The sequence below is a fragment of the Mesorhizobium sp. M0960 genome (assembly GCF_040319055.1).
In the GTDB taxonomy this organism is placed as follows: Bacteria; Pseudomonadota; Alphaproteobacteria; order Rhizobiales; family Rhizobiaceae; genus Mesorhizobium.
In genome coordinates, this window is the sequence record NZ_JAMYNN010000008.1 from 43490 (window position 1) to 57310 (window position 13821).

A 13821-nucleotide genomic window follows, 5' to 3' on the forward strand; every position below is an offset into this window, starting at 1 on the left:
GATCGTGTCGGCCGCTCAGCGGCGCGGTCGGCGCGCATTTTGCGTTTATGCGCCATCCAGAACGGCAAGAGCTCGGCAAGAAAACTGTATATCGTGGTCTTCATCGGCATGCTCCGGACAACGGTTACAACTCGTGGTCCCGCATTTCCGTTCCGACAAAGAGTTCCGTTCCGACAAATCCGTCGCTTCTACAATTGCGATTCGATCGGCAGGCAGCCAACCAGCGCTGCAACGATGCGCCGATAGAGACTGGCCTCCGGTTCACGCGAATATTGACGCATCTCGCCATCCGCCATGCCGAGCCACCGCAAGGCCCCTTTGTCCAGGACCAGTTGATAGCTCGTCTGCGGCGACTTTTCGTGCTCGAACAGCCGGCGCAACTCCATCACCAGATTGGCATCGTGGAAAAGCACGCCCATTTCCGCATTCAACGACACCGAACGCGGATCGAAATTGAAGGAACCGACAAACCCCAGCGTGTCGTCGACCGTAAAGGCTTTGGTATGGAGGCTGGCTCCCTTTGAGCCGAAAACGGAGATGTTGGCCTGGCGGTTGAAGGGTTGCAATTCGAAAAGCTGGATACCTTTTTTAAGCAGCTTGCGGCGGTATCTGGCATAGGCGCCGTGCACGGCGGCGACGTCCGTCGCGGCGAGCGAGTTGGTGAGGATTGCAACCTCGGCGCCACGATCCACCAGCTTCGACAGGATGGCCAACCCGGTGCGGCTGGGGATGAAATAGGGCGAGACGATTTCGAGGCGCTGCCTGGTCGCCGCGATAGCGGGAAGCAGCTCTTTGGTCAGCCAGTTCCTGCGCCGCTTGCCGCGCACCTTTTCCGGCGGATCGGAAATGACGCGAACGCCTTTCGTCCAGCAGACGTCGCTGTGCGCTGCAATGAACTCCGTGATCGTGCGCCAGGCACTGAGGCTGTTCAAAAGCTGGCCGTCCGCGGTCGCATCGAGATTGTCGAGGAAATCGGCGCGCGAGCCCACCGCAGCCGGGTTGAGCAGCTGGATCGGCTTTGCCGCCTCGCAATTCCAGAACGCCTCGAAGATCTGCATCGTCTGCCCTACGGCAGGACCGAGAAGCAACAGGTCGAGATCACGGAAATTTGTCTCCGCGGCGTCGAAATAGGCATCGCCGATATTTCTTCCTCCGACGATGGCCAGGCTCCCGTCGGCGATCCAGGCCTTGTTGTGCATGCGGCGGGTCATCGCAAACAGCCGGGCGACCATCTCCAGCGAGCGAAAGATGCTGCCGTTCCTCATGCCGCTGGGGTTGAACAGCCTCAGCTCGATGTTCTTGTAGCTGTTGAGCGCCAGGTAAGCGGCGTCGCTGTTGCGCGGATTGATATCGTCCAGCAGCATGCGGACGCGGACACCGCGCTCCGCCGCCTTGACGACCTCCTGCATCAGCAGCCGGCCGCTATGGTCGTCGTGCCAGAGATAGTACATCAGGTCGAGGCTGCTGGTGGCACTGCGCGCGGCAAGGATTCGTGCGGCAAACGCGTCATAATTGTCGGCGATCAGCACCAGCCCGCTATTGCCGGCAGCGATCTTGTCCCGGGCAAACCGCGAAATGGCTGTATCCATAAAGTGCACCGACAAACATCAGCGAAGCAAACCGTCTGAAATCTGACTAACAACCCTTCAGGTTCATTCTGGTTGCAGTCGCGGCTGCCTTATCGCGTCAAGGTTCAGCCGGGCCTTGATGGGCAGATGGTCGGAGGCGCGCTGCGCCAGCGGCGTCTTGTGCACCTCGATGCTGGAAATCAGGTGCGGCGGCCTGGCCAGGATGCGGTCGAGCGCAAACAGCGGAAAGCGCGACGGAAAGCTCGGCAGAACCGCATCGATCGGACCGAAATGCGGCAGCAGGGCCAGCAGCGAAGACCTGTTGCGGACGCGCCATTCGTTGAGGTCGCCAAGCAGGATTGTTGGCCGCAGAACCGGGTGCGTGGCTTCGACAAGTGCGTTGGCTTGCTGCGAGCGCGAGCGCCGCAGCAAGCCGAAATGCGCGGCTATGATCCTGAGCGAGACGCCCTTCAGCTCCAGGTCCGCAATCACCGCGCCGCGCGGCTCGAGGCCGGGCAGCCGGATCTGGTTCACGCTTTCGACCACGCCGCGGCGTGCCAGGATCAGATTTCCATGCCAGCCATGGCTGCGGCGGTTTTCCGGGATGTGTGTGGGGACGAGATCGCTGTCGCGCTCGAGTGCTGCGAGATCCAGCAATCCCTGCCTGCTTCCGGTTCTTTCGTCGGCCTCCTGCAAAGCGATGATATCGGCGTCGAGTTCCTTGACCACGGCCGCGACCCGCTCCGGATCGAACCTGCCGTCGGTGCCGACGCATTTATGCACATTGTAGGATGCGACCGTAGTGCATGAAATTTCATTGCCGGGTGCCGCAAACCGCGGCACTTCCCTTCGCAGCGCAGCGCCAAGCGACCTTGGGAGGGTAGGCGATCGATCCAGCATGTGGTCCATTTGCTGTTGAGTCGGCGAGTGGCGGCCATTGCGATTATGGCGCGTGCGGAGGTCTGAAACAACGACGACCTTGGAAAACCGTTCCCGTCGGTCTTCTTCCACCGCGAGCAGCGGTGAGGTTTCATTGGAACTCCGCCTCTGTCATGGAACAATCGCAGCCGCGCGCGGTTCAGCAAACTTGCGCCGAAAACGATCTGACGCCATGCGGCGTGATCGAAACGGGATGGCCGGATCATGGAAACACCCACCTTCTGCACCACGCCGTTGCTGCGCATCGCGTACATCGCCGGTGGCCCTGGAGCCGGCGCGCCCGTTCTGCTTCTCCACGGCTGGCCGGACGACGCAACCACCTTCACGCGCATTGCGCCTGTCCTGCATCGTGCCGGCTTCCGCACCTTTGCGCCGTGGCTGCGTGGGTTCGGCAAAACCACCTTCCTGTCGGACGAGACCATGCGATCCGGTGAAATTGCCGCCATGGCTCAGGACGTGATCGATTTCGCCGACGCATTTGGCCTCGGCCGTTTTGCGGTCGTAGGCCACGATTGGGGCGCGCGGATCGCTTACCTGCTCGCCTCGGTATTTCCCGAACGGATACGGTGCTGCTCGGCATTGTCGCTTGGCTGGCAGCCGGGCGAATTCGCAACGCCGCCGTTGGACCAGGTCAGGGCATTCTGGTACCAATGGTTCATGGCAACGGATCGCGGCGCCGAGATCGTTCGCCAGCAAGGCAAGGCGTTCGCGCATTTTCAATGGGAAAGCTGGAGCCCGCCCGGCTGGTTCGAGGAAGAGCTTTTTGACAGCGTTGCCGCTTCCTTCGAAAATCCCGATTGGGCCGACGTGACGTTGCACTCCTACAGGGTTCGCTGGGGCGAAGCCGATCCCGATCCGCGCTACGCCGATCTTGCCCGGCGCCAGATTTCCGCCAAGTCCATTCCCGCGCCTACTCTGACGATCCACGGCGATGCCGACCGCGTTGTGCTGCCACAATCGTCCGAAGGCAAGGAACTATACTTCACGGCCCATTACGAGCGCCAGCTTCTGGCTGGCATCGGCCACTTTCCGACGCGCGAAGCACCCGAGCGCGTTGCCGATCACCTTGTCGGGTTCCTCGACAGTTTCGGAAGAGGAGAAGCGTAGAACTGGAACCCTGACCGGCGATAGTACGTTTCGGGAAGGCAGCGCAGTCAACGGAGAAGTCGAATGCAGTCCTTAGCCGCAGATTCCGCCCCCCGCCCAGGCCCGCTCAGGATTGTCCCGTTTGATGGAACCGTGACCGTCCGGTTCTCCGATGCCATTATTGCGTCGAGCGAGCGGGCAAAGCTGCTCTATGAAGACGGCCATGATCCTGTTTTCTACATCCCCTTCGAGGACATCTATTTCGACCTCTTGGAGAAGACGAACACGACGAGCCACGGCCCGCTGAAGGGCACGGCAAGCTATTGGCGTGTTCATGCGGTCGGTTCGTCGGCAGAAGACTTCATGTGGGCCTACGAGACGCCCGACACCCCGGCATTGGCGATCGCCCGCCATGGTGCGTTCGATCCCGGCAGGGCGCGGATCGACGCCGATCCCGCGGAAGACAAGCGGCACACGCCGCACGTCACCGAGTAGACCCACATCGGCGACAGCCGCCAGCTGTCCGTCAGCTCGGGAACTCTTCCTTGAGGATGCGCAGGCCGTCTTCGTATTTCGCCGTCGAGGCACCGATCTGCCGTGCCTGCCATAGATTGTCGGCGAGATCGGCGCGCTTGACCGGCAATGCCAGCGGGTTAGCCGCGGCCCTGCGAACGAAGGCGGCATCGTCCTCGTTCGGCCGCCGCGTCATGGCATCGACGGCAGATACGATGGACGGTCCAAACCCGGCCGCCTCAAGCCGGTCGCGGTTCCAGCCGTCGCCTTTTTCGATGACGTCGTGAAGATAGGCGATGGCTTTCTGGTCGAGCGTTTCGACGGCATCGACGACCCGGCGGCAATGTTCGATATAAGGCCTTCCAGTCTTGTCCGCCTGTGCGGCATGGGCCTGTTCGGCGATTTTTGCCGCGCGATACAGCACGCTCATCGGATCGACCTCGTAACGAACAGCGCATTCCTGGCGCACCAACGCGCCATAGTCAGCGCGAGTTCCGATGCACAACGGGACGCCCTGCTCCCTCACTTGCGTGCTGAATGCCGCCGCAGCAGGCGCGACACGTCAGGAGACGCGTTCAAAACTGTCGAGGCTGGTTCCAAAGGCGCGCCAGGCGGGGAGTTTCCTGGCTCGGGCCGGCGCCCCTTCCTTTTCCGCCGACAAAGCGGCATCGGCAACAGTGTGCCACAGCATCTCCAGCTTCCCGTTCCTGAGGATGCCGGTATAGCTCACCGCTGCGGCTCCGACCCGCCCTTCGGCCGCGCAGGTGAAGCCGATGACGTCTCCATGGCAGGCACCGAACAGCGGCACCGTCATGCCGAAGAAGGCGCTGTCCTCCAGCGCCGTCCTGAAGGTTCCGCTGATCCGTCCGCCTTCTTCGCCGGTTATTTCGACCACCGACCCGTACTGGTTCCGCCAGGTGCCCAGCCAACTCATCGTTGCTCCTCCTGATTGCCTCCACAGGGATTGCGTTGCCACACGGCCGCCAAGCCGCGGCCGGTGTAGCGGCCTTCAATCAGCCGCGATGCCAGTCATCGACATCTGCACGAAGTGCAGCGGCGCCTCCAGCGTCCAGGTGATGCCGCTCCTGTCGAATTCCAGGCGTCCGGTGCCGCTGAGCGCCTGCGGCGTGACGCGTTTGAGCACAACCGTTCCGAAACCGCGTCGCGTGTTTTCATCCACCAATGGCCCGTCCAGTTCGCGCCAGACAAGGCGAAAGCCGTCGCTGCCATCGGCGGCTGGCATCACGGTCCATTCGACCTCGACCCGTCCGTCATGGCGCGACAGCGCTCCGTGCTTTACCGAATTGGTGGCCAGCTCGTGAAAGGCAATGCCGAGATATTGCACGGCGTTCGGCTGCAGCATGATCATCGGCCCGCTCATCGACAGCCGGGCCTGTGTCGCGAAGGCCTTGGTCTGGGCATGGATCAATTCGCCGATGGTCGCGCCACGCCATTCCGCATCGACCAGGAGGTCGTGCGATTCCGAAAGCGCCATGATGCGTTCCCGGACCCGTGAAAGGAAGGCCTCTGGCGTACCCGCCAGCTTGCTGGTCTCGCGGATCATCGAGACGATCACCGAATACTGGTTTTTAACGCGATGGTTGACTTCGCGCATGAGTGTGCGGATGCGCCGTTCGCTTTCCTTATGCGGGCTGATGTCGCGCGCGATCTTGGAGGCGCCGATGATACGCCCGATGCCGTCGCGTATCGGCGAGATGGTGAGCGAAACCGGTACCAGGGTGCCATCCTTGCGCTGCCGGATAGTCTCGTATGAGGGAATCCGTTCGCCGGCGCGAATGCGGCTGATAATCATGGCTTCCTCATCCAGGTGGTCGGGCGGGATGAGGATCGTCACCGGGCGGCCGATCGCCTCGGCGGGCGTGTAGCCGAACAGGCGTTGTGCGGCGTCGTTCCAGCTGGTGATAATGCCGTTCAGGTCTTTCGACACGATCGCGTCCATCGAGGATTCGACGATGGCAGCGAGCCTTATGCCGACGTCGTCAGCCAGCGCCTGGGTGCGGAGGTCGAGCAAGGTGTTGATGGCGCCGACGACCTCGCCGGTCGCATCGCGAAGCAGGGCCGGGTGCGCGCTGAACGGGATGAACTGGCCGTCCGGCCGCTCGACGATCGCCCGGCCCCCACGAACGTCCCGCTCTTCCAGCAAGGCAACGGCCATCGGACATTCGTCGTGCGCCATCGGTCGCCCGTCGAGGTGGCGAAGCTTCCATGACCCGCACCAGCGGTCCTGGCCGATAACCGGACGATATCCCCAAAGATCGGCAGCGGCTTCGTTGAAGAAGGTGATGTAGCCTTGTCTGTCGGTGGTGTAGACGGCCACAGGCAACGCCTGCATCAGATCGGCGGAGGAAACTTGCGGGATTCCGCCAGTCTTTAGTTCAACGACGTCCACCAGTCCCCCGCTCCGCTTGGCTTGCCGACGGATTGCTTCGTCATCTAAATGCGCGCGAGCGTTTTCGGTTCCGTTCGGTCTGCTTTCGGACATTCAGGCTGATTTGCGTTTCGCGGCCGTTCCCGGACCTTTGCTCGGAGCCTTGCCGCCTTCTTGCGCCAGGCTCTTGCGCAGAACATCGGCGAGATTGACGACGTTCGTCCTCGGCTCGGGTGCCGGCTTGGGCGGTTTCTTGCCCTTGCGCTTGGCTTCGATCATCGCAACCAGCGCCTGTTCATAAGTATCTTCGAACTTCGACGGGTCGAATTTGGCCGGCTTCTTGTCGATCAGCAATTGCGCGATTTCCTGCATCTCCGGATCGACCTTGCGATCCTTCAGCCCTTCGAACACCGCGTCCGCCGCGACCACTTCATTGTGGTTGCGTAATTCAGTCATCACCATGCCCTTGCCCAGCGGCTGGATCAGCACCTCTCGGCCACGCTGGTACAGTACGACGCAGGAGCGGGCTGCTACCTTTTTCCTGGCCATGGCGTCCCGGATCACCGCGAAAGCCTCCGTGGAGGGCGCGTCGGCCGGAACGAGATAGTAGGGTTTTTCGAGGTAGCGTGCGTCGATTTCGGCGGCAGGCACGAACTCGCCGATCTCGAGCGTATGCTGCGATACCATCTTCAGTTTCTTGATTTCGTCCGGCTCAATGCGGATGAACTCGCCCTTTTCGACCTCGTAGCCCTTTACCTGCTCGGCCGCCTCGACCGTGTCGCCGGTCTCCTCGTCTATATAGGCGCTCTTGACCGGAAGACCGTCCTTGCGGTTCAGGATCCTGAAATGCACTTTCTCGGCCTCGCTGACGGCGCCGATGATCTTGACGCCACAGGAAACAGATCCGACTTTCATAAAGCCCTTCCAGGCAGCTCGTGGCGTCGCCATGTCGATCACTCATTTGCCGAACGGACGGAACGGCTGCGAGCGGAAATCGTTCCGCCGTGGCAGGCTATTCCATAGGCCCGCCCGGACGAGAACGTTCGTTTCATTTTCGTCAGGGGAATAGCGCAATGGCCAAACGCAGCGCAGGGTTGCTGATCTTTCGCCGAAGCGAAGGACATTTCCAGGTCTTGCTGGTGCATCCGGGCGGCCCATTCTGGGCGAAGAAGGACGACGGCGCATGGTCGATCCCGAAGGGCTTGATCGACGAGAACGAGGACGAGCTAGCGGCGGCAAAACGCGAGGCCGAAGAGGAACTCGGCGTCGCCATCGATGGAGGTTTCGAACACCTTGGCAGCTACCGGCAGCCGGGCGGCAAGCTCGTCATCGCATGGTGCGTCGAGGCGGATTTCGACAGCGACGCCATCAGCAGCAACACCTTCGTCATGGAATGGCCGCCAAGGTCCGGCTCGATGAAGGAATTCGCCGAAGTCGACAGAGCGGGCTGGTTCTCCCTGCCTGAAGCCAACCATAAGATCCTGAAAGGCCAGCGCGCCATGTTGGCGGACTTTGCCAGTCGGCATGGCGACGGATGAATTTGTTTCAGCCCAGTTCTTAAGGGCAGTGCTTGGGCTTCCTCACCGCTCTGCTTTAAGCGCGTTGCGGCCGCAGCGTGCGCAACGTGATCGAATAGCGGTGCTCGGCAACCGGCGGGATGCTGTGCTCCCATTCACTGCGCGCGGCGCCCGTCATCAGATAGGCCGATCTTGGCTCGACGGTGACCGTCTTGCGGTTCCATCGCGTGCCGTTTTTCCGGCGCAGGCGAAAGCTGCACGCGGCCAGCAGGGAAACGCCGGCGACCGCCTCGAAGTGAGGCTTGTCGCGGTGCCAGCCGATACCGGCGCCCGGCCGGTACTCGTTGATCAGCACCTGCACGAAGGTCTCGGCGGGCAGGCGGGCAAAGGCTGCAACCTTTTCCCTGAGCGGCAGCAGAAAGCCGGGTATCGGCGGTGCCTCGACGACTGCGCGCCGGTCGTAGTCGTAGCGCAGCCCGAAGCCGACTATCCGCCGGTTTGCCAGATGGCCATGAAAGTCGAAAGCCTGAAATGGCTGGCTTGCGAGCTGGCTCGCCAACGCTGCTTCTTCGTCCGGCGTGATCAGTTCGGGCCGGTAGCGGAATCCTTCCGGCCGGTCGTCGGTGGCGGCAAAGAGATCGCCCTGGCGGGCTGCAGCCGATGTCTTGGGCGATGGCATCAACCGTATTTGGTGAAGCCGCCCCGTAGCGGCAAGGCTGCTTCGGCAGCAAGGAACCTCGCTCTCCGTGCAGGGTTATTCACACGACGGCATGGAATGGAGCACTGCCGAGCATTGGACCTGTCGAGGATGCCTTCAACTGCAATCAGGAACATCGATTACCAGCCGGCGACGAGGGTACTCTCCGTATGGTTCGTCCCGAGCGGAAACCGCTATGATTACGAGGACGTGCCGCCGCAGGTCCACGCGGCATTCCGCAAAGCCTCGTCAAAGGGCCGGTTCTTCAACGAGCATATTCGTGACCGGTACAGATACCATCTGGTCGAGCAGAGCCATTCGAAGTGAGCCTTCAGGCGCTTCTCAACCACGGTCTCGGTTCTCCGCCATGCCTAGCCGCGCGGTGGCAATGAGCGGACTTCGCAGTTGGCGAGCGACCTGATATTGACCATGGTCCTACCCGAAACATCGAAAGCCTGGAATGTCCGCCGAAGCCGAAAAAACCGAGCAGCTCCAGCAATTGCTCGACAACCTCGACCTGGCGGGCGCCCTGGACAGTGACAGTTATAAAAGGTTCCTCGACCAGCCGCCGATTGCGATCGCAATTTCCGATTTGGGCGGCGATGAACGTGTTGTTTACGTCAATTCCGAGTTCCAGAAACTGTCAGGCGTTTCCGTCGCAGAGCTGGAGCGCCGCAACTGGGCTGCGCTGAGCGGACAAGGCTTGGGCGAATACAAGGACCGGCCGCTGGCCCGGGCCATCGTCGAGCGTCTCGCCGGCCGCGTCGATGCACTCGCAATTCTTTATCAGGCGCTGTCGGCCGACGAACAGAAGGCCGAAGTTGACCTCGGCGTCTATCTCAGCCAGATCGCTTCCGCAGTGATGACGTCGCACGCCGTGCAAGGCATCCGGCTGGATATGAAGGTCGACACCTATCCCGTGTCCATCAACGTGGCGATGCCAACCGGCCTGGTGGTCAACGAGCTTTTGACGAACGCGCTGAAACACGCCTTTCTGGGTCGCGAAGGCGGGACAATCACGCTGCGCAGTGTTGTCGACGGCGACGGCTTTCGCATCGTTGTCGCCGATGACGGCATCGGCCTGCCCGAAGGCGAGACCTGGCCGAAACCCGGCAAGCTCGGAGCGTTGATCGCGCAATCGCTGACCGAGAACGCCAAAGCCCGGTTCGAGGTGGACTCGACCCCCGGCAAAGGAACGCGAGTGACCATCGTCTTCAACAGATCGGCCGCGCTCGCTTCGTAGCCGCACGAGCAGGGCTGCCGCAAGCGGGGTCATTCGAGGCCATCCGCATCAGCCGGGCCCCTCCATTACCTTGCGCGTGTGGCGGGCGATGACACCTTCTTCGTCGGTCGCCACGACGCGGACTTCGACCTTGCTCTCCGCCTGGCTCATCAGCGCGGCATGGGAGCTGTTGGCCGCCTCGTCGATCGCCACGCCGAGCCAGCCAAGCCTGTCGCAAATCGCTTTGCGGGCCGGAGCCGAGTGCTCGCCGATGCCGCCGGTGAACACCAGGCATTCGAACCCGCCCAGCGTGTTGGCGAGGGCGGCAATCTCCCTGGCGGCGCGGAAGGCGAAAAGCTCCACCGCTTCGCGCGCCCGGCGGTCGTCGCTGGCTTCCAGCGTGCGCATGTCGCCGGAAATGCCGGACACGCCGAGCAGGCCGGATTCCTCGTAGAGCATGTCTTGCAGCGCCTCTCCCGAAATCCCTCTTTCCAATAGCAGGTACAAAAGCACGCCCGGATCGATGGCGCCGCAGCGTGTGCCCATGACCAGGCCGTCAAGCGCCGAAAAGCCCATCGTCGTATCGACGCTTCGCCCGTCGCGCATGGCGCACAGGCTCGCCCCGTTGCCGAGATGGGCGACGATGGTTCTTTTCGCCGCCAGATCGGGCGATATCTGCTTGAGCCGGCCGGCGACATATTCGTAGGAAAGCCCGTGAAAGCCGTAGCGGTGGATGCCGTCTGCCTCATAGTGGCGCGGCAGCGCGAAACGGCTGACCAGAGGCTCGATGGTCCGATGGAAGGCCGTGTCGAAGCATCCGACCTGCGGCAGGTCGGGCCGCAACGCGGCAAGCGCCCGGATCGGCGCGAGGCTGCGCGGCTGGTGCAGTGGCGCAAGCGGCGTCAGCCTGTCGAGAGCCTCGATAATTGTCGGCATCAGGCGGACAGGTTCGACGAACTCGCGTCCGCCATGGACGATGCGATGTCCGGCGGCGATCAGTTTCCTTCCGCCAAGTTCGTTCTCGATCCATTGCAGCATCTGGCCGATGCCCATGTCGCGTGATGCGTCTGCGGCAAGTGGCCGATCGCACTGCAGCTCCCCATCGGCGGCTTTCGCGGTCAGCCTTGGCGCATCGCCCAGATCCAGTGAACCGCGCGAGGCAAGATCCAGCTCGGCGGACGCTGCAAGATCGTAAAGTCGGAACTTGATGCTCGACGAGCCGGCATTCAACGCAAGGATCGATCGTCGCATCAATCGCCGGCCCTCGTCGCGCTGTCCTGTGGCCAGGACCATTTCTGGATCTCGGGCATGTCCTCGCCATGTTCGCGGACATAGGCCGTGTGCTCAGCCAATTTCCCATGCAGCGCCGCGGCAAGATCCTTCGCCCGCTCGGCCAGCCCCGGCACGCGCGCGATCGCGGCGAGCGCCAGATGATAGCGGTCGAGCTGGTTGAGCACCACCATATCGAACGGCGTCGTCGTCGTGCCTTCCTCGCGAAAGCCATGCACATGCATGTTGTCGTGGTTGGCGCGCCGGTAGGTCAGGCGGTGAATGAGATAGGGGTAGCCGTGATAGGCGAAGATGACCGGCTTGGCCTTGGTGAACAGCGCGTCGAATCTGTCGTCGGCAAAGCCATGCGGATGCTCGGAATTCGACTGCAAAATCATCAGGTCGACGACATTGACGACGCGGATCTGCAGGTCCGGAATGCCTGAGCGCAGGATGTCGGCTGCGGCAAGCGTCTCCAGCGTCGGCACGTCGCCGGCGCAAGCGAGAACCACATCCGGATCTTCGCCCTTGGCAACCGTCCCGGCCCATTCCCAGATGCCGGCACCGGCCTTGCAGTGCGCTTCCGCGTCTTCGGCGGACAGCCATTGCGGCGCCGGCTGCTTGCCGGCGACGATGACGTTGATGCGGTTGTAGGTTTTCAGGCAATGGTCGGTGATCCACAGCAGCGTGTTGGCGTCGGGCGGGAAATAGAGCCTGACCGTGTCGGCCTTCTTGTTGGCGACGAAATCGGCAAAGCCCGGGTCCTGATGGCTGAAACCATTGTGATCCTGCCGCCAGACATGCGAGGTCAGCAGGTAGTTGAGCGAGGCGACCGGCTTGCGCCAGGCAAGTTCGCCGGAGGTCTTCAGCCATTTGGCGTGCTGGTTGACCATGGAATCGACAATGTGGACGAACGCCTCGTAGCACGAGAACAGGCCATGGCGGCCGGTCAGCAGATAGCCCTCCAGCCAGCCTTGGCAAAGATGTTCACTGAGCACTTCCATGACGCGGCCGTCACGGGAAAGATGGACGTCGTAGGGCTCGATCCGCTCCATCCAGACGCGGTCCGTAACCTCGAACACGTCGTCGAGGCGGTTGGAGGATGTCTCGTCCGGTCCCATCAGCCGGAAATTCCTGGCCTCGGCGTTCAAGCGGACCACGTCGCGAAGATAGCTTCCGACCGTGCGCGTCGCCTCTCCCACAGTGCCGCCCGGACGCGGTACGTCGAGCGCCAGGCCTTTCCAGTCGGGAAGCACGAGGTCCTGTTTCAGCAGGCCGCCATTGGCGTAGGGGATTGCGCCCATGCGTCGTGACCCCGTAGGTGCCAGCGCCGCGAGCTCCGCCAGGAGATGGCCGCCTTTATCGAACAGTTTTTCCGGCTCGTAACTGCGCATCCAGTCTTCGAGGATCTGGCGGTGCGCCGCATCGCCGCGTGCGTTCGATACCGGTACCTGGTGCGAACGCCAGAAATCCTCGACCTTCTTACCGTCGACCTCTTTCGGCCCAGTCCAGCCCTTTGGGCTGCGCAGCACGATCATCGGCCACAGCGGCCGCTCTCCCTTCCAGCCCGCGGCTCGTGCAGGCTCCTGGATGGAGTGGATCCGGTCGAGCACGGTATCGAGCGTGCGGGCCATCTCCCGATGCATCGCAGCAGGTTCATGACCTTCGACGAAGAAGGTTTCGTAGCCATAGCCGAGGAACAGGCTGCGCAACGCCTCGTCTTCCATGCGGCCGAGGATCGTCGGGCTGGCGATCTTGTAGCCATTGAGATGCAGGATCGGCAGGACGGCGCCGTCGGATGCCGGGTTCAGGAACTTGTTGGAATGCCAGGCCGCGGCGAGCGGACCGGTCTCGGCTTCGCCGTCGCCGACGACGCAGGCGACCACAAGGTTCGGATTGTCGAAGGCGGCGCCGAAGGCATGGACCAGTGCATAACCGAGCTCTCCGCCTTCGTGGATCGAGCCGGGCGTCTCCGGAGCCGCGTGGCTCGGCACTCCGCCGGGAAACGAGAACTGCCGGAACAGCTTTCGCAAGCCGTCTTCGTCCTTGCCGACCTCGGGATAGATCTCGCTGTAGGTCCCCTCGAGCCAGGTGTTCGCGACCATTGCCGGGCCGCCGTGACCCGGACCGCAGATGAACAGAACATCGAGACCACGTTCACGGATGATCCGGTTCAGATGCACATAGATGAAATTGAGGCCGGGTGTCGTGCCCCAATGGCCGAGCAGCCGCGGCTTGATGTGCTCGGGCAGCAAAGGCTCGCGCAAGAGCGGATTGTCGAGCAGATAGATCTGGCCAACCGAAATGTAGTTCGCGGCGCGCCAGTAGCGGTCCATCACATCGATCTGGTCAAGGCCGGTTGTTTGCGCAGTGGTGCGGGCCTCGTCGTTCATGGAAATGCCTCCGGAATACCCTCGTCCGTCGTTATCTGGGGTGGCGTCGCGCCGGAGAAAGGATTTGCCTCGAAATAAGTTTGGGCGGCCGCCAGCGCCGCTTGCCGATCCTGCAACCTGGCGAGCCCGACAAAAGCGGGTCGGTCTTTGGGGAACTTCGGGGCTTGCCAACGGTTAGGAAGGTGCACCGCATTGTATGAATCCAGGCGGACTGCCGAGGCCCTGGGA

14 protein-coding genes are annotated in these 13821 nt (G+C 62.4%); 5 read left to right on the forward strand and 9 right to left on the reverse strand.

Features of this window, described 5'->3' with window-relative positions:
- Positions 1-188 precede the first annotated feature (188 nt).
- Together NKH63_RS16520 and NKH63_RS16525 are read right to left on the reverse strand one after the other, a co-directional pair.
- Positions 189-1589 carry a phospholipase D family protein gene (locus tag NKH63_RS16520; protein ID WP_352846807.1) on the reverse strand — a complete coding sequence of 467 codons (1401 nt, stop codon included), beginning with the start codon at positions 1587-1589 and terminating at the stop codon, positions 189-191.
- Positions 1590-1652: 63 nt separating this feature from the next.
- The gene (locus NKH63_RS16525; RefSeq protein WP_023677076.1) at positions 1653-2468 is read right to left on the reverse strand and encodes an endonuclease/exonuclease/phosphatase family protein; all 816 of its coding nucleotides are present in this window, start codon (positions 2466-2468) and stop codon (positions 1653-1655) included.
- 243 nt (positions 2469-2711) lie between these two features.
- Between NKH63_RS16525 and NKH63_RS16530 the strand changes: the two genes are divergently transcribed.
- Entirely contained in the window at positions 2712-3614 is a 903-nt protein-coding gene (locus tag NKH63_RS16530; RefSeq protein WP_352457822.1) for an alpha/beta fold hydrolase, read from the forward strand.
- A 63-nt stretch (positions 3615-3677) separates the two neighbouring features.
- Positions 3678-4088 (forward strand): DUF427 domain-containing protein, encoded by a 411-nt coding sequence (locus NKH63_RS16535; RefSeq protein WP_023677075.1) that lies wholly within the window; start codon positions 3678-3680, stop codon positions 4086-4088.
- A 31-nt stretch (positions 4089-4119) separates the two neighbouring features.
- Here NKH63_RS16535 and NKH63_RS16540 read toward each other — a convergent pair whose 3' ends face one another.
- From NKH63_RS16540 to ku, 4 genes are all read right to left on the reverse strand, one after another.
- The gene (locus tag NKH63_RS16540) at positions 4120-4536 is read right to left on the reverse strand and encodes an HD domain-containing protein (protein WP_023720518.1); all 417 of its coding nucleotides are present in this window, start codon (positions 4534-4536) and stop codon (positions 4120-4122) included.
- Positions 4537-4668: 132 nt separating this feature from the next.
- The gene (locus NKH63_RS16545) at positions 4669-5040 is read right to left on the reverse strand and encodes an avidin/streptavidin family protein (RefSeq protein WP_023720517.1); all 372 of its coding nucleotides are present in this window, start codon (positions 5038-5040) and stop codon (positions 4669-4671) included.
- A 75-nt stretch (positions 5041-5115) separates the two neighbouring features.
- Positions 5116-6516 carry a PAS domain-containing HWE histidine kinase family protein gene (locus NKH63_RS16550; RefSeq protein WP_352909713.1) on the reverse strand — a complete coding sequence of 467 codons (1401 nt, stop codon included), beginning with the start codon at positions 6514-6516 and terminating at the stop codon, positions 5116-5118.
- 93 nt (positions 6517-6609) lie between these two features.
- The gene (gene ku, locus NKH63_RS16555) at positions 6610-7443 is read right to left on the reverse strand and encodes a non-homologous end joining protein Ku (protein ID WP_352909716.1); all 834 of its coding nucleotides are present in this window, start codon (positions 7441-7443) and stop codon (positions 6610-6612) included.
- A gap of 125 nt (positions 7444-7568) precedes the next feature.
- Here ku and NKH63_RS16560 point away from each other — a divergent pair, with 125 nt between their 5' ends.
- The gene (locus tag NKH63_RS16560) at positions 7569-8033 is read left to right on the forward strand and encodes an NUDIX hydrolase (RefSeq protein ID WP_023720514.1); all 465 of its coding nucleotides are present in this window, start codon (positions 7569-7571) and stop codon (positions 8031-8033) included.
- Positions 8034-8088: 55 nt separating this feature from the next.
- Here the strand turns inward: NKH63_RS16560 and NKH63_RS16565 are convergent, their stop codons facing one another.
- Positions 8089-8691: an alpha-ketoglutarate-dependent dioxygenase AlkB gene (locus tag NKH63_RS16565; RefSeq protein ID WP_352791029.1), complete on the reverse strand. Its 603-nt coding sequence runs from the start codon at positions 8689-8691 to the stop codon at positions 8089-8091.
- Positions 8692-8820: 129 nt separating this feature from the next.
- Here NKH63_RS16565 and NKH63_RS16570 point away from each other — a divergent pair, with 129 nt between their 5' ends.
- Positions 8821-9036: a KTSC domain-containing protein gene (locus NKH63_RS16570; protein ID WP_352791030.1), complete on the forward strand. Its 216-nt coding sequence runs from the start codon at positions 8821-8823 to the stop codon at positions 9034-9036.
- A 133-nt stretch (positions 9037-9169) separates the two neighbouring features.
- Positions 9170-9952 (forward strand): ATP-binding protein, encoded by a 783-nt coding sequence (locus tag NKH63_RS16575; protein ID WP_352918129.1) that lies wholly within the window; start codon positions 9170-9172, stop codon positions 9950-9952.
- A 48-nt stretch (positions 9953-10000) separates the two neighbouring features.
- Here NKH63_RS16575 and NKH63_RS16580 read toward each other — a convergent pair whose 3' ends face one another.
- A complete protein-coding gene (locus tag NKH63_RS16580; protein WP_023720510.1) occupies positions 10001-11182 on the reverse strand; it encodes an acetate/propionate family kinase in 1182 nt (393 codons plus the stop codon).
- Positions 11182-13593, reverse strand: coding sequence for a phosphoketolase family protein (locus NKH63_RS16585; RefSeq protein WP_352481445.1), 2412 nt, complete (start codon positions 13591-13593; stop codon positions 11182-11184). The genes NKH63_RS16580 and NKH63_RS16585 overlap by 1 nt, the downstream gene beginning before the upstream one ends.
- Positions 13594-13821: the final 228 nt, after the last annotated feature.

Coding starts and splice junctions, on each gene's coding strand:
- NKH63_RS16560 (WP_023720514.1), top strand. CDS start 7,569: ATGGCCAAACGCAGCGCAGGGTTGCTGATCTTTCGCCGAAGCGAAGGA.
- NKH63_RS16580 (WP_023720510.1), bottom strand. CDS start 11,182: ATGCGACGATCGATCCTTGCGTTGAATGCCGGCTCGTCGAGCATCAAG.
- NKH63_RS16570 (WP_352791030.1), top strand. CDS start 8,821: ATGCCTTCAACTGCAATCAGGAACATCGATTACCAGCCGGCGACGAGG.
- NKH63_RS16520 (WP_352846807.1), bottom strand. CDS start 1,589: ATGGATACAGCCATTTCGCGGTTTGCCCGGGACAAGATCGCTGCCGGC.
- NKH63_RS16545 (WP_023720517.1), bottom strand. CDS start 5,040: ATGAGTTGGCTGGGCACCTGGCGGAACCAGTACGGGTCGGTGGTCGAA.
- NKH63_RS16535 (WP_023677075.1), top strand. CDS start 3,678: ATGCAGTCCTTAGCCGCAGATTCCGCCCCCCGCCCAGGCCCGCTCAGG.
- NKH63_RS16525 (WP_023677076.1), bottom strand. CDS start 2,468: ATGCTGGATCGATCGCCTACCCTCCCAAGGTCGCTTGGCGCTGCGCTG.
- ku (WP_352909716.1), bottom strand. CDS start 7,443: ATGGCGACGCCACGAGCTGCCTGGAAGGGCTTTATGAAAGTCGGATCT.
- NKH63_RS16585 (WP_352481445.1), bottom strand. CDS start 13,593: ATGAACGACGAGGCCCGCACCACTGCGCAAACAACCGGCCTTGACCAG.
- NKH63_RS16540 (WP_023720518.1), bottom strand. CDS start 4,536: ATGAGCGTGCTGTATCGCGCGGCAAAAATCGCCGAACAGGCCCATGCC.
- NKH63_RS16575 (WP_352918129.1), top strand. CDS start 9,170: ATGTCCGCCGAAGCCGAAAAAACCGAGCAGCTCCAGCAATTGCTCGAC.
- NKH63_RS16565 (WP_352791029.1), bottom strand. CDS start 8,691: ATGCCATCGCCCAAGACATCGGCTGCAGCCCGCCAGGGCGATCTCTTT.
- NKH63_RS16530 (WP_352457822.1), top strand. CDS start 2,712: ATGGAAACACCCACCTTCTGCACCACGCCGTTGCTGCGCATCGCGTAC.